The sequence below is a fragment of the Ruminococcus albus 7 = DSM 20455 genome, assembly GCF_000179635.2.
Classification (GTDB): Bacteria; Bacillota; Clostridia; order Oscillospirales; family Ruminococcaceae; genus Hominimerdicola; species Hominimerdicola alba.
Genome location: NC_014833.1, coordinates 1,069,788 through 1,090,261 on the forward strand (window position 1 = coordinate 1,069,788; position 20,474 = coordinate 1,090,261).

Below are 20,474 nucleotides of genomic sequence, written 5' to 3' on the forward strand. Positions count from 1 at the left end.
GTGCGTAATGATAGGCAGACTGCTTAAACGTGAGGAATGTGCTGAGTGCAGGCTTTGCTGCTGCTTTGACAGCTATGACCTGTGGGAAACACCGATCATTGAAAAGGACATACATGACAGGATACTCAGTGAGTTCAAGCCTGATCAGGATTTCCTTGACCTGGAGGATCACTATCTGCTGAAAATGCAGAAGGAGCCTGACAGGGATCTGTATTACTGTTCGCTGCTGGATCACGGAAAGGGCTGCGTAATGGGTACGGAAAAGCCTTTTGACTGCAGGATATGGCCGTTCCGTGTCATGGACTTCAAAGGGACGAGAGTTATAGTACTATCGACGGTATGCCCTGTGGTGCAGACAAGACCGCTGTGTGAGATACAGGCGGTGGCGAAGGAGCTTGCTCCGCAGATATTCGCTTATGCGGACAGAGCGCCTTTCGCGGTGAAAAAATATATCAGCGGCTATCCCATAATGGTCGCGGAGGAGTGTTGAAAATGACTGAGATAGATGTTGCCTGCCCCATGTGCGGAGATATCAACCGTGTAGACGGCGGACTTTCCGCTGCGGTATGCCAGAGCTGCGGTGCGGCTTTTGCTGTGCCCATGCAGAAGGCTGATATATTCATACCGCAGCAGGAACCTGTGAATGAATGCCCTGAATTTGCGGTTCGTGCGGGAGTCCTTGAAAGCTACAACGGAAATGATCCTGTGGTGTATGTACCCGATGGTATAACCGCCATAGGCGCACAGGCTTTCAAGGACAAGGTGAATATCCACAGGGTAGTACTCCCCGAGGGCGTGACGGAGATACAGAGCGCCGGCAGCGGTATGTGGGGCGCATTTTTCGGATGTACCTCACTTGAAAGTGTTGAGCTGCCGAATAGTCTGACAAGGATAGGCTCGAATGCGTTCAACGGCTGTGTAAAGCTGGCAGGCATTGATCTTCCTGACGCGGTATCGCAGATAGGTGCGGGGGCATTCAACGGCTGTACGGATCTGTCATCGGTGAAGCTTCCAAAAAGTCTGCGTGAACTGAGCAACGATATTTTCCGCGGCTGTGTTTCGCTGACGGGTATAAAGCTGAACGGCAATATAAAGAATATCGGCAGCAACGCCTTTGCGGACTGCAGAGAACTGCGCGGACTGACCATACCACCCGGAATAAAGACAATAGGTGCGTATGCGTTCTCGGGATGCTACGGACTTACGGACATACTTCTGCCCGGTACGGTGATATCGCTGGGAGCATCGGCATTTACTGAATGCCGCAATCTTTCGGTGATAACTGTTCCTGCATCTATAGAAACCTTTGAGAATGACGGTGCAGGTGTCAGGACGTTTGCAGGATGCAGTTCGCTGCGAAGGGTGAATATGGGCAAGCTGCCGCCTAATTATATGGATGTATTTGCAACTACTCCGTGGCTCGATGAATTTCTGGTGAAGCAGGGTCTTTGCAGACACTGCGGCGGACAGTTCAAGGGAGTATTCAAAAAGACCTGTTCGGTATGCGGTCTGCCTAAGGACTACTGATATGGATATACGTCACGAGCTGGAGGAGCTTGCGGATAAGGAGTACCGTGATTTTCAGGGCAAGCTGCTGCCGGATGTACCCGATGAAAAATTCCTCGGTGTGCGCACTCCCGATATAAGGAAACTTGCCAAAAGGCTTATAAAAAGCGGTGAAGCTGACAGCTTTATGAACAATCTGCCCCATGAACTTTTTGACGAAAATCAGCTGCATTCACTGACAGTTACCGAGATAAAGGACTTTGGAAAAGCCCTTGATGAGGTGGAAAGATTTCTGCCCTATGTGGATAACTGGGCTACCTGCGATCAGATGAACCCAAAAAGCTTCAAGGGCAGGCAGGAGGAACTTCTTGCGCACATAAAACGCTGGATAGAAAGCGGCAGGTGCTACACGGTGCGCTTTGGCATGAAAATGCTGATGATGCATTTCCTTGGCGGTGATTTCAGGAAGGAGTACCTGGGGTGGGTAGCTGAAGTGCAGTCTGAGGAATACTATGTTAAGATGATGCAGGCATGGTTCTTTGCAGAGGCACTCGCGCTGCAGTACGATGCTGCGCTGCCATATATAACGGAAGGAAAGCTCGGTATATGGGTGAGCAATAAAGCCATACAAAAAGCAAGGGAGAGCCTGAAGATACCGGATTACAGGAAGGCATATCTTTTGGGCTTCAAGCGGAAAATGCCCAAATAGAACTTATAACCGGTGAGTAAATTTCTGTAAAAATGACATTGACAATTCTTACGGGATATGTTAAAATAATAATACTATAAGATAAGTATGGCAAAGACGCTGTAATATGATATTACGGCGTCTTTGTCTTTTTTTTGCGGAGGTGAGGGGATGACAGCCCCGATAAAAGTTCTGCTGGCGGAAAGCGATACCGTCAGGCTGAAGCGATATAAGTCGATGTCCCTGTGGAGAGAACTGGGGATGTCGGCTGAAAATACGGCATCTACAGCTTATGAAGCTGTGAAGATACTGGATAATGAGGAAATAGGTCTTGTGGTAGCGGTAGACCGTCCGCCTGTGAGCAGTGCGGATATCGTACTTAAAAAATGTGCAGAAAAGGGTATACCTGCAGTGGTCATAGTGCCGCGCACAGAGGGTGCGGGAATAGGCAGGTATTTCTCAATGGGAGCCTGTGATGTGATAGCAGAGCCGCCCTCTCGCACAAGGCTTCGCCATGCACTGATGACAGCACGGCGCTATACGTTAAAGGATCAGGCAGGGGAGGAATACTGCCGCGCTGCCGAAAAAGCTTTTGCGGTACTGAAACGCGGAGATCAGGGGTTCATATCAAAGCTGAAGGAGCTGATAGTCCGCAGTGAGGGCGAAACGGTTACTACGGGAGCGGCGGCGGAGTACTTCAGGTTCAACCGTGACTATTTCGGCAAGCTTTTCAAGCAGGAGACCGGTATGACCTTTAACAGCTTTTACAACAACTTCCGTATAGAGTACGCCAAGGAGCTGCTGGGAACAGGCAGGCTTAGGGTATGTGAGATCAGCGAACTGCTGGGCTTTTCATCGGTGGATTATTTTACGGGAGTATTCAGGCGGCAGACGGGTCTTACGCCAACAGGTTACCGCGCTGCCTGTCAATAGTTAATAATTGGAAAAAAATCTTCCGCCGACTGTTTTAGAGCAAGACAGAAGACTGTTATAATAAAAAACGAGTCCCATGCCGCAAGCAGGGACTCGTATATTTTTAAATAATGAATTTTTTTGCCTTATTTACGATGCTTCTGTCGTTCTCGTAGGCGAGCACCTGGCTGCAGCGGTCGATCTCGACCCAGCGAATCTCGGAGATCTCGTCCTCCTGAGGGCGGTAATCGGTGTTTTTGGCTTTGCCGATGAAATACACCACGATCTTCTGAGTATCCTTGCGCGGCGAATAAGACACTATCTCACGGAACGTGGTGTCAAGGTTGACTTCGATGCCTGTCTCCTCGAAGATCTCACGCTTGGCGGTCTCCTCCTCAGTCTCGTCACCCTCAACATGGCCTTTCGGGAAAGACCAGTGTCCGCTGTTGATGTGCTTTATCAGCAATATTTCCGTGTTGCCGTGGTACTTGCGGTACACAATGGCGCCACAGGATTTTTCATGCAGCATTATCCAGCTTCCTTTCTTTGCGAGCCTGCCCCATGCGCCAATGAAGCAGCTCCTTAGATATATCACACTAATTATACCACATATGTGACGATTTGTCTATACCTATCTTCAAAATTATTCACAAAAATCCCCTTTGAAGCAAGGCGAAATGACATGGAGGGAGATACGGATATCCCGAAAAATTAAGCTTTAACTGTATTTTATGTTAAAATTGATGATAACAATTTATAAAAGTTAATTAAATTAAAGTATAGCAGAGGTATCACAGCTATTAATAATTAAATTCTTTTTTTGATTTATCAGTTTTGCACATTTACACTAAAAAATGAGGTGCAAATTCTCCAAAAAATTAATTGACTTGTTAGGTTTTGTGTGCTATAATATAACATAACTAAAAGCGTGTTAATTAATTGTGATTGGTTTATGAATTTTACCGAAGGGTTGTGGTACTATGAAAAAGGTGGTTTCAATTTTTGCAGGAATGGCTATGGCAGGTATCATGAGTGCTTTTGCAGTATACGCTGATGATGTTGAGCTTGCTCCCAAGCACGCGCTCATACAGGAGAACAATGCGGTGTATACAGTTGAATCCTCAGAGCTTGCTGCGTCAAGATTCACAGAGGATACTGAGATAACAGTAGTATGTGACGGTGTGGCAGGTGATGTCAGCCCTGTCAAGCTGGTACTGGATTACTGGGATTACAATGAGATCACAGAGTTTGAAGCAGGTTCACCTGCATGGGTCGAGGTAGAGGCTTCCTCATACAAGGATGGTTCGGCAGTTTTCACTTATGCAGATATCGTAAAAGCTCTTGGTAAAAATGAGCTTTCGACAGTATATGCTATTGACGTAGCATCCGAAACAACTGATATAGTCTGCAGCGGATTCAATGCTACTAATGTTATCTCCGCAGAAGATGCAGAGGAAAATGATCTGCGTACTACTGTACGTATACATGCAAGAAGACCTCGTCAGACATCCGGCTGGGGACAGAGCATGACTATTACTGTAGATCAGTTCGATATCAGTAATATGGATATGGATTCAAAGATCATAGCACAATATGAATGTGATATGGAAAAGGACAATCCGAATTCACCTGTAGAGTTTATTCTGCAGAGTACAGACGATCAGATATCACCTAAGGCGAAAAGCGGTATCGTATGGGCTAAGGTACCTCCGATTATCTTCACCGACAAGTATGCAGAGTTCGACTATCTGGATATGGCGGATGCATACGGCACAGAAGATTTTTCCTATGTGACTATCATTCACGTGGGAGATACCGATAAGACACCTATAACCTGTACTGATGTATATGCGCTTAATGTAAAGATGAAGGTACCTGTAGTGCCTGAAGAACCTGAAGACAGCAGTGTGGCAGAAGAAGCTGAGGAGATCACAGCATCTGAGGACAGCGTTAAGCCTGTTGAATCAAAAGCACCCGCTGCTGATACTAAAGACAGCAGCTCAGCAGCTGAGGAGAACACAGGCAAGAAAAATATCGTGCTGATAGTTGTAGGCATAGTTGGCGGCATTATTGTTGCAGGTCTTGCAATATTCCTGATACTGGGCAGAAAGAGCCGTGAAACTTACGATGTTAACAAGCACAGATTTGTGAAGAAATAATATACCTCGTCAGATAATAATTTTGTTTACAAGAAAACTCCCCCGATTTTTTTCGGGGGAGTTTTCTGCTGTAAAAAAGCGGATTAAAAAAGTCTGTTTTATCAATAATTAAAAGCAAAAGTATGACCCCAAACCAAACAAACAAATAATCCCCCACCCTGTAGAGGGTGAGGGATCGGCCTGACCGGCCCTAGGTCTGGTGGAGATGAGGAGAGTCGAACTCCTGTCCGAAAGCCCATCCAAACGAATTTCTACGAGTCTAGTCGGTTATTTCAGCTTGCGCCGATTCCCTCGCCGCGGGCAAACAGACACGCCCCTCGGTTCGGTAGGCTGCGATACACCTGCGGGTCACAGCCATCGCCCGCAGACGTTCACCACTAGTCGACGCCTTTACCCGAGCCGTGGTACTCTCAGGCAAGACGGGCTGCCCTTAGGCTGCCATTGCAAAATTATCGTTGTCGTCTAATTTTAAAACGTACGCCGTTTAAGGAGAGTGCGCTCCTCCACTCGCTTATCGTCCTTCAAGACCCCCGTCGAAACCTTTACATCCCCTTTTTTGACTTCGCACGCTCGTAAATTAAGCGTCTGCGAAGTTTATTTTATATCTCAAAGCGATCGTTGCCGATCACTCCGATGTCGTTGTAATTTCTTAACGTAATGAATCCGTTGCTTCTTTGATTTTTTCGGCGTTATCATCCATCATTTCTTTGACTTCGTCTAGGTCAATATTAAATGGTTCGTCCGAAAATTCTGTCAGTGTGGATTCTTTATCGTCATCCATCGGTGTACATCCGCGACATAGCCAGCTGCCGTCAGGCTGTTTTTCAATTGCCCAGTAGGCTTTATGATATTTGCCTTGATCCTCGGGATTTACACTATTGCCATAGCCTGTATACATATATGATTCCAGATATATCCATTCGCCCTCGTTTTCGTCCTTTTTAAGTTCGTTGAGTTCTTCTGAATATCCAAGCTGCAAAATATATGTGCCGTTATAACTGTACCACTCTTCCTCGTAGCACTTTTGGGTAGCCTTGACTGCTGCCATGATATCATCGTGGCTGTGAAGTTCAGATGCGGGTATCGATACTGTGTAATCGGGTCTTTTCCACGGCAGTGCTCCAATATCTTTGTACAGCTTTGACATGGAACCGTCTGTGAAAAACAGCACCAGCGTTATCACAAACCAAAAGCCTACCAGCGAAACCAGTGTTATCGGAAAAGCATATTCTATCCCGAATTTTCTTTTCGTAGCCATTGTCAGTAATTCTGTCTGTCCTTGAGGGCTCGCTCGATCTCGCGGTCAGCGGCTTTTTTAGCCATATCGTCGCGCTTATCGTGCAGCTTTTTACCTTTGCAAAGCCCCAGTGCCAGCTTGACCCTGCTGCCTTTGAAATACAGCGAAAGCGGTATCAGTGCCAGACCCTCCTGCTGTACCTGTCCGAAAAGCCTCATGATCTCTCTTTTATGCAGCAGCAGTCTGCGGACGCGCCTTGGGTCTTTGTTGAATATATTGCCCTGTTCATAGGGACTTATATGCATACCCTTGACCCACATCTCACCGTCATCAACACTGCACCAGCTATCCTTGAGGTTAACGCCGCCCTTGCGGATACTCTTCACCTCGGTGCCGACAAGTTCGATACCGCACTCGATAGTTTCAAGTATAAAGTAGTCGTGCCGCGCCTTGCGGTTATCGGCTATCTGTTTTGTGCCTTTTTTGTCGATCGCCACAAGCGTGACCTCCCTTGATTTACTGACATAGAATAGTATACCACATATTCAATGTTTTGTCAAAGGGTATATCATATATTTTTCTCCGAAAAAATGTCGAAAAGGGATGTTGCAGGTTTAAATATTAACAAACCATTTTTATTAACAAATAGCATGAACGAGAGATTGTTATTAAAATATCATGCAATATGTCTTTGTTTTAATTATTTAACATAAAATTGACATAATGCATGATAAATAACCGAGACACACACCATTAATGAAATATCGGTTTCAAAAATCATAATATATGAAAGTAATTATATGTAGTAAACGTTTACATTTTAAAAATATGCATGAAAATACATATAATGGAAAATCGAGGTTTGTATTAAACACAATGCACAAAGAAATTATGTATAGTACATGTAGAAATTATATAAATTAATTCTTGAAAACTTTTGTGAAATATGCTATAATCAATTCAAGATTTAAACAGTGTGTTAAATTGCTTGCATTAAATTAACAAAACGCACATAGATATGACAAAAGAAAGGAATGATCGTAATGGCAGCCATGTTAGTATTTACAGTTCTGATGAATCTTTTTGCTTGGGCAGCGTACACCCTGACAGATGTTTTTCTCGGCGGATACTCCTTTGTGAACATGATAGTGCTGGCGGAGTGGTTCGTAATGCCTATGGCTGCTTCAGCGATATACAGAAGTGTTACCGAACGCAGGGCAGAGCGTGATTCTTCGGATAAAGTAATGTTTATGCTGGTATGGTTCGTGTTATCTACCGGATTTTCCGGGGTGATGTGCAAGTTAAGAGAATCCGGTTTCTGGTTTGAAGCATCGGTCTTCAACAAATTTGACTATCTTACCTATGCATCGGCATTGGTGTTCGGATTCATAGTTTATTCAATAACATATGAGATAATAGGGTTCTTTGTGGACGGTGGTTTTGCGGCACACAAGGCTGCGAGATGAAAAAGTGCTTTAATTAAGGTATATATGATTACGCCAACACCTATATTCTAAGCAGGACGTTCGCATAATGCGGACGTCTTGTCCATTTTTTCGGTTTTTCGGTTTAATTTAAGTAAAACATTTTCCTTTTTGAGAAAATATTTGAAAAGCCTTGACAATTGTGTTCGATTTATGTATAATAAATGTATATATAATGGGTAAATAGGAGGTGTTTTAATGGGGAGAGTGTCATGCCCCGATATCTGGGAAAAATACGGGACATGATAGATTACCTGCCAGCCGGTGTGATGATACAAAAGAATGGACAGGTCAGGTCCATCTCTGATGCGGAAAAAGATCTGCGGACAGCTTCGTACTTTTGGACAGGTATTTGGACAGGTAAATAAATCTTATGAAAGGAAATATGTAATGAAAAAGACATTTGGCAAAAGATTTATCAGTGGCATGACATCTGCTGTACTGGCTGCGTCTTTTGTGTTCGGCGGGTTCCCGGGTATTTCGTCTGTGATAATGTCATCCTCTGCAGAAGCTGTTACGGGCTTCAGCCGTGAGAATAATGATAACAGGATGAATTCGGGCAATACCAAGGTGAACATCAGATTCAGGAACACGACGGGCGAAAATGTGAATGTTGAGACCGCGGATAATACCTATTATCTTCTGGTGCACTGTGTTGGTGAGGATCCGGAGATAGCGGGCAGTACCGTAGAGTATTTCAACAACGGCGAGTCAAGGGATGCCTATGATCTCATAGAGATCAATGCCAACGGAACAGATTGGACTTCACCCGCTTTTTCACTTTGGGAAACACGCGAAAAAGAAGTGCCTTCGTGGGGCTCACAGAAAAGTGATGTTCGCCCTGACGTAGTCAGCATTGACGGTGTATTCCTGAAAAATTCCGCTCCCGACAGGGAACTTACACTGAGTGATGCGAAAGAACTCAGGAATTGTACGGTAGTGAATAATATCAAGGGCATGGAGCTTACTGACGGCGGCTATGAGGGTGACAGCTATAATGGAGGTACCTTCAGCTTTTATGCTACAGGCGGACAGACAGTAAGTGTAAACATCTTCGACTATAACGGAACGACTCTTAAACCGCTGACTGCAGGTGATGATGCAAATTACTATCTGCTGTCATGCTTGTTCGACAAGGGCACTGCGAACACAGATCCCTTCAGCAACAAGAATGGTATAGAGGGCTGGTCACTGACACAGTTCTATCCAGAAGATAATGCTAATACACAGATTAAACTCTGGGATTACACATCAGCAGGAAACACTTCCGGAACTTTACACTATGATCCCGATGCTTATGAGATCTCCTACACTGTTGTAAAAACACCTGACGGAAATACTGCTTTTAGCAGTCTTGATGACACCCTGAGAAACGGCAGTGACAATATACCTAACTACCGTACCGAAGGACCTACCACCTCAGGCAATAATACTGAACTCAGGCTGATCAGGGACGATGTAAGGTATGAAGCACAGCTGGATTTCGAGGAAGAGATCTCGATAACCGAGGCTGACAATATCTACCTGTTCATTGAGCTGGAGCAGACAAATTCAGAGTACAAGTATATCCTTGACAAGGTAACTGTTGACTATGATCTGACAAAGACGATTGAACTTGGTAATCTGGTGGACAGAAACGGTAATTCGTCACAGGATCACATCGGTTATAACGGTTCACCTGCTAAGGTAAGACTTCTGAAGGCAAACACCGGTAATCTGACAGTGAACAATGCTGTGAACGGCAGCAACTGCAGTGAGATCGCTGAAGAAGGATTTATCAAGGGATTTATCGTAAATTACGGCGATCAGACATCCAGCAAGGATCAGGATACTCACGTATCTACATATACTGAGCATATCAGATTCTTTAAGGTGCCCGGTTCCAAGAAATATGATTTCCGCTCGATACTGGGCGAGGGTCTGTACTATGGTATGACCATTGACAGATTTGAGCTGGGCAACCATACCGAGACCAACTACGCAGTTAACTTCTACGAGGGCAACGGTCAGCCGAATACTCCCGATATCAGCGGCAAGTTCGGCGGACATTTCTACTTTGCTGATTTCGTTCATTTCAATGATGAGATCAATGACTATGCAGAGCCTTCGGAATATGTGAACTTCGATTCAAGGGATTTCGACGTGGATCCCGACGGCACATTCTTTATCGACAACTCCGATGCTTGCTGTGAGGAGGGTGCTATCCTCCATTTTGACAGCGAGGACCGCATGAAGGAATCTGCAGGCAGAGATGGTATAGCGAGGGAGTACGAAACACCATCGGCTATGCATGGGGTCGTTGATTCTATCATAAAGAATATGCAGTCTGTATCAGAAGAACTGGCTGCTATACCCGTAAATGCGGAAGCTACAGTTATCGGCAACAATGCTTACATCAGCGGTGACGGTTATCCCGACAATGCTGTGCTGGTAGTTGACGGTGATAAGATAGCTCCCTATGTTGCTGAGAGCGGTAAGCTCCATATTGAGCTGAAGGGTGAGCAGATGGTCATATTCAACTTTGATGAACTGACCGAAGCAAGGATAGACGAATTCAACATCAAGAGAGCTGAGGATAATGATTATCAGATTTCTACAACACCTTCAAACGAGAATACTCTCGAACACGGCAAGAACTACTGGCTGGATCAGAACGCTACCAGATATGTGGTATGGAACCTGAAGTCAGTCAAGGCTCTTGATATCAACAAGGCAACAGGTATATTCCTTATACCCGATGATGATTCTGTTACACGTATCAAGGGTACAAGCTCGGGCTGGCTGGAATCTGCAGGCTATGTCAACAACCCTGACGGTGAGTGGCACTTCCTGTACACAGACCTGCCGAGAAATACCACTGTGATCTCTGTAGATAAGAAAGATATCACAGGAGAGGCAGAGGTAAAGGGCGCTCAGCTGCGCATAACCACTGCTGAAGGTGAACCTGTATTCTCATGGGAATCCGACGGTAATACACACGAACTCAGACTTGCACCCGGCGATTATGTGCTGGAAGAAACAGGCAACGAGTTTGAAGCTGATGACGGTACCATATATAAGGTAATACCTTCAAAGGTAAGCTTTACTGTAAAGGCTGATGCAGATCAGGAATCCTACGGCTGCACAGTTGAGAACGTAAAGGGCACTCAGCGTGCTGCTGACAGTGATTCGGACACAGGATATTATCTGTATAACGGCAGCAAGCAGCTGTTCACAGTATGTGATGCTGAGAGAGTATCTACCACAAAGGTAACTATCAACAAGCTTGATATAACAGGTGCTGAAGAACTGAACGGCGCAGTGCTGACCATAAAGGACAGCAAGGGCAGAACAGTAACAGGTACACCATGGACTTCTGCTAAGGGCAAGAAGCTTGAGGTCGAGCTTGCAGACGGTACATACACCCTGACCGAGACAGGCGACATGATCACTGATTCGGAAGGAAACGAGTACGAAGTAATTGACAGCACACTCACCTTCAAGGTTGAGGACGGAAAGGTCACTACAGTAAAGAATGATACTGTAGATGACGGTGTGAGCAGCTATTACGACGTTGACAGCTTTAACAATACTATCACTGTCAACGATGCTATGAAGCCTGCCGCAGCACCTGCTAAGGTCACTATAACCAAGACCGATATCACAGGTGAAAAGGAGATCATAGGTGCTATACTGACCATTGTGGATCAGAACGGCAATACTGTTGAGGGAACACCCTGGACTACCCGCAGGAACAACAACAAGCTGGAGCTTGAACTTGCTGAGGGTACTTACACACTGACCGAAACACAGGGCAACAACCATATCGTTGACGAAGATGGTAATGAGTATGAAGTGATCGAGAGCTCACTGGTATTCAAGATCGAGGACGGCAAGGTGACCGAGGTCATCAACGATACAAGCAGAGACAACGGCGAAGGCTTCTTCAACGTTAACAGTGATACCAACGATATCATTATCAACGATGCTATGAAGTCCAACGACATAGTTACTGCAAAGGTCAAGATAGGCAAGACCGATATCACAGGTGAGAATGAGGTCGAGAACGCAAGGCTCAGCCTTTCCGTAAAGGGACTTTCCTATGATATGATCCAGACTATCATTGATAGTAATGAGGGTAATGGCCTGAAGAACTGGACTACAGCTCAGAACGGCGAGATCTTCACAATGAGCTGGGTATCCGGCAATAAGGCAGCGAACATCAAGGGTCTTGTTCCTGCAACTTACACACTTACCGAAACAGGTGACGCATTCGAGTATAACGGTGTTACCTATGAGGTGCTTGATTCTGAGGTAGTATTTGTTGTCAATGAGAGCGGAAAGATCGTTTACAGATCAGTACCTGCTCCATCTGATGAGAGAGTTCCTGCGAATTCCACAAGAAGCTATGCTAAGGCAAGCGGTACTACCATAACGATATGTGATGCTGCCAGAACAGATATCACAGTTTCCAAGAAGGACATAACCGCTTCTGAGGAAGTAAAGGGCGCACATCTTGTTATTGCGAACCGCGTCGGCGATGTCATCGAGGAATGGGATTCAAACGGCACAGATCACATTGTCAAGGGTCTGGCAAACGGCACTTACACACTGACCGAAACAGCTGTTGATGCTGAACAGGCAGGCGCTGAGTACAAGATCATTGATTCTGTAGTTACCTTTACTGTACTTAACGGCAAGATAACTGATGTATCAAGCAGTGTACTTGCTGACAAGGCAGAGAACGGTTCTGAGGACGGTTTTGTTCTTTGCGACAAGGACAGCAACACCATAACCGTATGCGATGCAAAGAAGACCACCAAGGTAATAATCAACAAGTTCGACATAACAGGCAAGGAAGAACTGGACGGCGCAGTGCTGACCATCAAGGACAGCGAGAACAGAACCGTAACAGGCACTCCCTGGACATCACAGAAGGGCAAGAAGCTTGAAGTTGAACTTGAAAACGGCACATATACTCTGACCGAAACAGGTGACAAGATCACCGATGCAGAGGGCAACGAGTATGAAGTTATCGACAGCACTCTGACCTTCAAGGTAGAGGACGGCAAGGTAACAGTTGTTGAAAACAACACAAACAGCAACAATGGTGAAGGCTTCTATGCAGTAGATAGCGATACTAATACTATCACAGTAAATGATGCAAAGAAGACCACCAAGGTAATCATCAACAAGTTCGACATAACAGGCAAGGAAGAACTGGACGGCGCAGTGCTGACTATAAAGGACAGCGAGGGCAGGACAGTAACAGGTACTCCCTGGACATCACAGAAGGGCAAGAAGCTTGAAGTTGAACTTGAAAACGGCACATATACTCTGACCGAAACAGGTGATAAGATCACCGATGCAGAGGGCAACGAGTATGAAGTTATCGACAGCACTCTGACCTTCAAGGTTGAGGACGGCAAGGTAACAGTTGTTGAAAACAACACAAACAGCAACAATGGTGAAGGCTTCTATGCTGTAGATAGCGATACTAATACTATCACCGTCAACGATGCTAAGAAGACCACCAAGGTAATAATCAACAAGTTTGACATAACAGGCAAGGAAGAACTGGACGGCGCAGTGCTGACCATAAAGGACAGCGAGGGCAGGACAGTAACAGGTACTCCCTGGACTTCCGCTAAGAATAAGAAGCTTGAAGTTGAACTTGAAAACGGCACATATACTCTGACCGAAACAGGTGACAAGATCACCGATGCAGAGGGCAACGAGTATGAAGTTATCGACAGCACTCTGACCTTCAAGGTAGAGAATGGCAAGGTAACAGTTGTTGAGAACAATACAAATTCCAACAGCGGTGAGGGCTTCTATGCAGTAGATAGCGATACTAATACTATCACAGTAAATGATGCAAAGAAGACCACCAAGGTAATAATCAACAAGTTCGATATCACAGGCAAGGAAGAACTGGACGGCGCAGTGCTGACTATAAAGGACAGCAAGGGCAGAACAGTAACAGGTACTCCCTGGACTTCCGCTAAGAATAAGAAGCTTGAAGTTGAACTTGAAAACGGCACATATACTCTGACTGAAACAGGTGATAAGATCACCGATGCTGAGGGCAACGAGTATGAAGTTATCGACAGCACTCTGACCTTCAAGGTAGAGGACGGCAAGGTAACAGTTGTTGAAAACAACACAAATTCCAACAATGGTGAAGGCTTCTATGCAGTAGATAGCGATACTAATACTATCACCGTCAACGATGCTAAGAAGACCACCAAGGTAATAATCAACAAGTTCGATATAACAGGCAAGGAAGAACTGGACGGCGCAGTGCTGACTATCAAGGACAGCGAGGGCAGGACAGTAACAGGCACTCCCTGGACTTCTGCTAAGGGCAAGAAGCTTGAAGTTGAACTTGAAAACGGCACATATACTCTGACCGAAACAGGCGATAAGATCACCGATGCAGAGGGCAACGAGTATGAAGTTATCGACAGCACTCTGACCTTCAAGGTTGAGAATGGCAAGGTAACAGTTGTTGAGAACAACACAAACAGCAACAATGGTGAAGGCTTCTATGCAGTAGATAGCGATACTAATACTATCACTGTAAATGATGCTAAGAAGACCACCAAGGTAATAATCAACAAGTTCGATATAACAGGCAAGGAAGAACTGGACGGCGCAGTGCTGACCATAAAGGACAGCGAGGGCAGGACCGTAACAGGCACTCCATGGACTTCACAGAAGGGCAAGAAGCTTGAAGTTGAACTTGAAAACGGCACATATACTCTGACCGAAACAGGTGACAAGATCACCGATGCAGAGGGCAACGAGTATGAAGTTATCGACAGCACTCTGACCTTCAAGGTAGAGGACGGCAAGGTAACAGTTGTTGAAAACAACACAAACAGCAATAATGGTGAAGGCTTCTATGCAGTAGATAGCGATACTAATACTATCACAGTAAATGATGCAAAGAAGACCACCAAGGTGATCATCAACAAGTTCGACATAACAGGCAAGGAAGAACTGGACGGCGCAGTGCTGACTATCAAGGACAGCGAGAACAGAACCGTAACAGGCACTCCCTGGACTTCACAGAAGGGCAAGAAGCTTGAAGTTGAACTTGAAAACGGCACATATACTCTGACCGAAACAGGTGACAAGATCACCGATGCAGAGGGCAACGAGTATGAAGTTATCGACAGCACTCTGACCTTCAAGGTTGAGAATGGCAAGGTAACAGTTGTTGAGAACAACACAAACAGCAACAATGGCGAGGGCTTCTATGCAGTAGATAGCGATACTAATACTATCACCGTCAACGATGCTAAGAAGACCACCAAGGTAATAATCAACAAGTTCGATATCACAGGCAAGGAAGAACTGGACGGCGCAGTGCTGACCATAAAGGACAGCGAGAACAGAACCGTAACAGGCACTCCCTGGACTTCTGCTAAGAATAAGAAGCTTGAAGTTGAACTTGAAAACGGCACATATACTCTGACCGAAACAGGTGACAAGATCACCGATGCAGAGGGCAACGAGTATGAAGTTATCGACAGCACTCTGACCTTCAAGGTAGAGGACGGCAAGGTAACAGTTGTTGAAACAACACAAACAGCAATAATGGTGAAGGCTTCTATGCAGTAGATAGCGATACTAATACTATCACAGTAAATGATGCAAAGAAGACCACCAAGGTGATCATCAACAAGTTCGACATAACAGGCAAGGAAGAACTGGACGGCGCAGTGCTGACCATAAAGGACAGCGAGGGCAGGACAGTAACAGGCACTCCCTGGACATCACAGAAGGGCAAGAAGCTTGAAGTTGAACTTGAAAACGGCACATATACTCTGACCGAAACAGGTGATAAGATCACCGATGCAGAGGGCAACGAGTATGAAGTTATCGACAGCACTCTGACCTTCAAGGTAGAGGACGGCAAGGTAACAGTTGTTGAAAACAACACAAACAGCAATAATGGTGAAGGCTTCTATGCAGTAGATAGCGATACTAATACTATCACCGTCAACGATGCAAAGAAGACCACCAAGGTAATAATCAACAAGTTTGACATAACAGGCAAGGAAGAACTGGACGGCGCAGTGCTGACCATAAAGGACAGCGAGGGCAGGACAGTAACAGGTACTCCCTGGACTTCCGCTAAGAATAAGAAGCTTGAAGTTGAACTTGAAAACGGCACATATACTCTGACCGAAACAGGTGATAAGATCACCGATGCAGAGGGCAACGAGTATGAAGTTATCGACAGCACTCTGACCTTCAAGGTAGAGGACGGCAAGGTAACAGTTGTTGAAAACAACACAAATTCCAACAGCGGTGAGGGCTTCTATGCAGTAGATAGCGATACTAATACTATCACCGTCAACGATGCAAAGAAGACCACCAAGGTAATAATCAACAAGTTTGACATAACAGGCAAGGAAGAATTGGACGGCGCAGTGCTGACCATAAAGGACAGCGAGGGCAGGACAGTAACAGGCACTCCCTGGACTTCACAGAAGGGCAAGAAGCTTGAAATTGAACTTGAAAACGGCACATATACTCTGACCGAAACAGGTGATAAGATCACCGATGCAGAGGGCAACGAGTATGAAGTTATCGACAGCACTCTGACCTTCAAGGTAGAGGACGGCAAGGTAACAGTTGTTGAAAACAACACAAACAGCAACAATGGTGAGGGCTTCTATGCAGTAGATAGCGATACTAATACTATCACTGTAAATGATGCTAAGAAGTCTAATGTAACTATTACCAAAGTAGTTATCAAGAAGACTGATATCACAGGTACAGAGGAGATCACAGGTGCTGTACTGACAGTCAAGGATTCTGACGGCAATACTGTAACAGGTACACCTTGGACTTCCGGCAAGGACGGCAAGGAACTGGAACTCGAGCTGACAAACGGTACTTATACTCTTACTGAGGAAGCCGGCAACAATCATATAGTTGATGCGAACGGCAACGAGTACGAGGTGATTGAAAGCGTTCTGACTTTCAAGGTCGAAAACGGCATGGTAACTGAGGTCATCAATGATACTGAAAAGGGTAACGGCGAGGGCTTCTTTGAAGTTGATTCTGATAGCAATACTATCACGGTCAACGATGCTATGAAGTCCAATGAAACTACTACCATTGTAGTTATCAAGAAGACCGATATCACAGGTACAGAGGAGATCACAGGTGCTGTACTGACAGTTAAGGATTCTGACGGCAATACCGTAACAGGTACACCTTGGACTTCCGGTAAGGACGGCAGTGAGCTGGAGCTCGAACTTGAAAACGGTACATATACTCTGACCGAAACAGGTGACACCATTACCGATGCAAACGGCAACGAGTATGAAGTTATCGACAGCACTCTCACCTTCAAGGTTGAGGACGGCAAGGTAACAGTTGTTGAAAACAACACTGATAAGGACAGCGGTGAAGGCTTCTTTGAGGTTGATTCCGATAGCAACACTATCACCGTCAACGATGCAAAGAAGACTGATAAGACTACTACCAGAGTTGTTATCAAGAAGACCGATATCACAGGTACAGAGGAGATCACAGGTGCTGTACTGACAGTTAAGGATTCTGACGGCAATACCGTAACAGGTACACCTTGGACTTCCGGTCAGGACGGCAGTGAGCTGGAGCTCGAACTGGAGAACGGCACATATACTCTGACCGAAACAGGTGATACCATTACCGATGCAAACGGCAACGAGTATGAAGTTATCGACAGTACTCTCACCTTCATGGTAGAGGAAGGCAAGGTAACAGTTGTTGAAAACAGCACCGATAAGGACAGCGGCGAGGGCTTCTTCGAGGTCGATTCCGATAGCAACACTATCACTGTCAACGATGCAAAGAAGACTGATGACAGCTCGAAGCGTGATCGTGATGATGATTCTGCTACGGTAGAAGATAGTGACGATTCGGATTCCGCTTCTTCAAGCGGAGGTCCTGACAGCTCTAGCAGCAAGACTTCGACAACTTCGTCTTCAACATCTACCTCTACAAACACAAGCAACCCCAATACAGGTGCAAGAGTTCTGATAAATACAGCAGAATTCGTAGCAGCGGTAGGTCTGGGCTTCCTGGCTATCAGACGCAAAAAGAACGACGAAGACGATCAGTGATCGCTGAGCCGATAAAAGAAGAGCCACCCGCGAGGGTGGTTCTTTTTTGCCAAAAAATAACCGCAGCGATGTAATTTTCGCTGCGGTGTTTTTATTCAGTAAATTCTTCTCTGTGCCGAAGGACGTGAGCCTGATGCTCTGCCGTCCATTGATACATCAACGCCAGAGGCGCGTTCTTCGGGCTGGATGATCACGGTAGCAGGTGCCTGCGGAGGCCATTCAAACATATAGGATTCGCCTGAACTCTGACCGATGAAGTTTCTCCATGAGATATCCGTCCTCAGTGTGGGATCGGCACCTATCCAGCATACGGTTGCATCGGGGTCTGCTTCAAGTGTTGCCCCGGACTGGATATTTGAAAGCACCAGCGGGTTGCCGTCCACAAGGATAGCTACATAGGATTCATTTCCCTGACCTGTAAGCGTAGATGTTGCAAGACCCTTCTGTGAGATGACACCCTGTCCGAGAAAACGTACACCATACTTGCATTCACGGGAGAAAGCAAGGATATTTTCGCTTTCGATAGATATGGTTTCGTTGGGTTCAAGCTTGTATACAACTACGTGCTGCTGGTCATTGGCATAATAGGTCACGCTGTCACCCTGGAATTCTACCTTCATCAGCGGCAGGTTCTCACCGGTGATCCTACGGGTAAGCTGTCCCAGCAGCGCCTGCCCGAAGCCCTCCTGAGGACCAAGCATGACCTTGGTGAAGGTGTAGTTCTTGGGACCGATACATTCACCGCCTACGAACGCACCTGCCTTTGTATATATCAGATCTCCGCCGCCGCGGCAGGTTATTTTTAAACAAAGCTCGTTAACTGTTTCAAACATTACCATGATGATATTCTCCTTTTTGTCCTATTCGAGCGCAACGCCGTACATTCCGCAGAACGCCGCGAGATCCAGATTTTTACCTGCGCCTACCGCATTGAATTTCCATTCGCCCTTGTAGCGGTAAAGCTCACCCAGCACCATAGCTGTTACGGATGAATAGCATTCGTCCATTCTGAAGGATGCTATCTCCCTGTTGGTGCGGCTGTCGAGTATACGCGCATAAAGGTTCTGCACCATACCGAAATTGAGAGCGTGTGCGGCAGCCTCGTATATAGTGACCGCAAGTGCTATCTTTGTGACCCTTGCATCGACACGGGTGAGATCCATGATGATAGCCGCGTCATCGGGTGAATTGGGATCATCCTTGAATATCTTATAGTGCAGCCCGTTATCAGGACTGTCGGGCTGACCATAGAAAATGAACCACTCATCTCCGAGGACTTTTCCGCTGTCGCCAAGCATGAAAGCGGAGGCATCCAGTTCAACTCTGCCATCCTTGACGTCCCAGCCAAAGCATATTTTAAGCTGTTCGGCAGGTCTGCCGTCTCTGTCCTTTATGGAATATTTCTGTCCTTTAGCAAGTCTGTCGCCTGTGGGGTCTACACGGTTGCGTTTTACAGTGGGACGATTATTTGCAGGATTTGAAGCATAGCTTGCATTTGCATTGTTCACAGGCTGCTGCACCCCGAAATTGCCATGTCCTGTATTCGGAGTATTACGCACAGGTTCCCATGCGCCATGCTGCTGATTCTGCTGAGGGGGCTGAGGCTGTGAGAATATAGCATCCAGCGGGTCGCCGGATGGCTGATTATTGTAGCCATTGTTGGGATAGCCATTCTGCGGCTGATTGTTGTAGCCGTTGTTGGGATAGCCGTTCTGCGGCTGATTGTTGTAGCCGTTGTTGGGATAGCCATTCTGCGGCTGATTGTTGTAGCCGTTGTTGAGATAACCGTTCTGCGGCTGATTGTTGTAGCCGTTATTGGGATAGCCATTCTGCGGCTGATTGTTGTAGCCGTTATTGGGATAACCGTTCTGCGGCTGATTGTTGTAGCCGTTGTTGGGATAGCTGTTCTGTGGCTGATTGTTGTAGCCGTTGTTGGGATAGCCGTTCTGCGGCTGATTGTTGTAGCCGTTATTGGGATAGCCGTTCTGCGGCTGATTCATATTTCTGTTTACGCCGCCGTTCGGGTGGTCGATTCTGTTTGCGCCGTTAAGACCGCCGTTTTGCATGGCGCTCATAGCTACAGCGCCTACTGCTGCGCCAGTGACGAAACCTCCCACGGAGCTTGGGTTGACAATACCGCTGCCGCCCATATTACCCATCATGGGATTGCCCATACCCATTCCGCCCATCATGGGACCGCGGTTCATGATACCCATAAGGTCATTTATCGGCGGCTGGATAAAGCTGTTTGTACCGTAGTTGTTCAAGAGGTCGTTTCTGCCGAGAGCGCCTCTGGTTATCATAGGAACTATCAGACTCATGCTGCTGCCTCCCTTTTCCTTTGTGTCTGCCCGCTGAGCGGGAACTGTGTTTGTTTAT

At 46.1% G+C, this 20,474-nt stretch carries 13 protein-coding genes and 1 other RNA gene; 8 read left to right on the forward strand and 6 right to left on the reverse strand.

All coding sequences use genetic code 11. The annotated features are described in order from the left end of the window. Window positions 1-7: 7 nt before the first annotated feature. From RUMAL_RS04790 to RUMAL_RS04805, 4 genes are all read left to right on the forward strand, one after another. The gene (locus RUMAL_RS04790) at window positions 8-490 is read left to right on the forward strand and encodes a hypothetical protein (RefSeq protein ID WP_013497642.1); all 483 of its coding nucleotides are present in this window, start codon (window positions 8-10) and stop codon (window positions 488-490) included. 2 nt (window positions 491-492) lie between these two features. After that, window positions 493-1,527 (forward strand): leucine-rich repeat domain-containing protein, encoded by a 1,035-nt coding sequence (locus tag RUMAL_RS04795; RefSeq protein ID WP_013497643.1) that lies wholly within the window; start codon window positions 493-495, stop codon window positions 1,525-1,527. Between the two features lies 1 nt (window position 1,528). After that, window positions 1,529-2,215, forward strand: coding sequence for a DNA alkylation repair protein (locus tag RUMAL_RS04800; RefSeq protein WP_013497644.1), 687 nt, complete (start codon window positions 1,529-1,531; stop codon window positions 2,213-2,215). Window positions 2,216-2,365: 150 nt separating this feature from the next. Next, the gene (locus RUMAL_RS04805; RefSeq protein WP_013497645.1) at window positions 2,366-3,127 is read left to right on the forward strand and encodes an AraC family transcriptional regulator; all 762 of its coding nucleotides are present in this window, start codon (window positions 2,366-2,368) and stop codon (window positions 3,125-3,127) included. A 103-nt stretch (window positions 3,128-3,230) separates the two neighbouring features. Here RUMAL_RS04805 and RUMAL_RS04810 read toward each other — a convergent pair whose 3' ends face one another. After that, window positions 3,231-3,635 (reverse strand): bis(5'-nucleosyl)-tetraphosphatase, encoded by a 405-nt coding sequence (locus tag RUMAL_RS04810; protein ID WP_013497646.1) that lies wholly within the window; start codon window positions 3,633-3,635, stop codon window positions 3,231-3,233. A gap of 451 nt (window positions 3,636-4,086) precedes the next feature. Here RUMAL_RS04810 and RUMAL_RS04815 point away from each other — a divergent pair, with 451 nt between their 5' ends. After that, window positions 4,087-5,265, forward strand: a complete 1,179-nt coding sequence (locus RUMAL_RS04815) for a hypothetical protein (protein WP_013497647.1) — start codon at window positions 4,087-4,089, stop codon at window positions 5,263-5,265. Between the two features lie 197 nt (window positions 5,266-5,462). Here the strand turns inward: RUMAL_RS04815 and ssrA are convergent. The 3 genes from ssrA to smpB all read right to left on the reverse strand — a co-directional run bounded on the left by ssrA (window position 5,463) and on the right by smpB (window position 6,999). Further along, window positions 5,463-5,817: a transfer-messenger RNA gene (ssrA, locus tag RUMAL_RS21225) on the reverse strand. Between the two features lie 97 nt (window positions 5,818-5,914). After that, a complete protein-coding gene (locus RUMAL_RS04820) occupies window positions 5,915-6,523 on the reverse strand; it encodes a PHD finger domain-containing protein (RefSeq protein WP_013497648.1) in 609 nt (202 codons plus the stop codon). A gap of 2 nt (window positions 6,524-6,525) precedes the next feature. Next, window positions 6,526-6,999 (reverse strand): SsrA-binding protein SmpB, encoded by a 474-nt coding sequence (gene smpB, locus RUMAL_RS04825; RefSeq protein WP_013497649.1) that lies wholly within the window; start codon window positions 6,997-6,999, stop codon window positions 6,526-6,528. Window positions 7,000-7,545: 546 nt separating this feature from the next. Between smpB and RUMAL_RS04830 the strand changes: the two genes are divergently transcribed. The 3 genes from RUMAL_RS04830 to RUMAL_RS04840 all read left to right on the forward strand — a co-directional run bounded on the left by RUMAL_RS04830 (window position 7,546) and on the right by RUMAL_RS04840 (window position 18,095). Then, window positions 7,546-7,968, forward strand: a complete 423-nt coding sequence (locus tag RUMAL_RS04830; protein WP_013497650.1) for a hypothetical protein — start codon at window positions 7,546-7,548, stop codon at window positions 7,966-7,968. A 408-nt stretch (window positions 7,969-8,376) separates the two neighbouring features. Beyond that, window positions 8,377-15,594: a SpaA isopeptide-forming pilin-related protein gene (locus RUMAL_RS04835; RefSeq protein ID WP_013497652.1), complete on the forward strand. Its 7,218-nt coding sequence runs from the start codon at window positions 8,377-8,379 to the stop codon at window positions 15,592-15,594. A 50-nt stretch (window positions 15,595-15,644) separates the two neighbouring features. Then, window positions 15,645-18,095: an MSCRAMM family protein gene (locus RUMAL_RS04840; RefSeq protein ID WP_013497653.1), complete on the forward strand. Its 2,451-nt coding sequence runs from the start codon at window positions 15,645-15,647 to the stop codon at window positions 18,093-18,095. Between the two features lie 95 nt (window positions 18,096-18,190). Here RUMAL_RS04840 and RUMAL_RS04845 read toward each other — a convergent pair whose 3' ends face one another. Then, window positions 18,191-18,934 (reverse strand): AIM24 family protein, encoded by a 744-nt coding sequence (locus tag RUMAL_RS04845; RefSeq protein ID WP_013497654.1) that lies wholly within the window; start codon window positions 18,932-18,934, stop codon window positions 18,191-18,193. Window positions 18,935-18,955: 21 nt separating this feature from the next. After that, on the reverse strand, window positions 18,956-20,416 hold the full coding sequence (locus tag RUMAL_RS04850) for a TerD family protein (protein ID WP_013497655.1): 1,461 nt from the start codon (window positions 20,414-20,416) through the stop codon (window positions 18,956-18,958). Window positions 20,417-20,474 lie beyond the last annotated feature (58 nt).

What these genes read in the sequence shown, in the direction of transcription:
- RUMAL_RS04790 (WP_013497642.1), top strand. Translation starts at nt 8, where the DNA reads ATGATAGGCAGACTGCTTAAACGTGAGGAATGTGCTGAGTGCAGGCTT.
- RUMAL_RS04795 (WP_013497643.1), top strand. Translation starts at nt 493, where the DNA reads ATGACTGAGATAGATGTTGCCTGCCCCATGTGCGGAGATATCAACCGT.
- RUMAL_RS04800 (WP_013497644.1), top strand. Translation starts at nt 1,529, where the DNA reads ATGGATATACGTCACGAGCTGGAGGAGCTTGCGGATAAGGAGTACCGT.
- RUMAL_RS04805 (WP_013497645.1), top strand. Translation starts at nt 2,366, where the DNA reads ATGACAGCCCCGATAAAAGTTCTGCTGGCGGAAAGCGATACCGTCAGG.
- RUMAL_RS04810 (WP_013497646.1), bottom strand. Translation starts at nt 3,635, where the DNA reads ATGCTGCATGAAAAATCCTGTGGCGCCATTGTGTACCGCAAGTACCAC.
- RUMAL_RS04815 (WP_013497647.1), top strand. Translation starts at nt 4,087, where the DNA reads ATGAAAAAGGTGGTTTCAATTTTTGCAGGAATGGCTATGGCAGGTATC.
- RUMAL_RS04820 (WP_013497648.1), bottom strand. Translation starts at nt 6,523, where the DNA reads ATGGCTACGAAAAGAAAATTCGGGATAGAATATGCTTTTCCGATAACA.
- RUMAL_RS04830 (WP_013497650.1), top strand. Translation starts at nt 7,546, where the DNA reads ATGGCAGCCATGTTAGTATTTACAGTTCTGATGAATCTTTTTGCTTGG.
- RUMAL_RS04835 (WP_013497652.1), top strand. Translation starts at nt 8,377, where the DNA reads ATGAAAAAGACATTTGGCAAAAGATTTATCAGTGGCATGACATCTGCT.
- RUMAL_RS04845 (WP_013497654.1), bottom strand. Translation starts at nt 18,934, where the DNA reads ATGGTAATGTTTGAAACAGTTAACGAGCTTTGTTTAAAAATAACCTGC.
- RUMAL_RS04850 (WP_013497655.1), bottom strand. Translation starts at nt 20,416, where the DNA reads ATGAGTCTGATAGTTCCTATGATAACCAGAGGCGCTCTCGGCAGAAAC.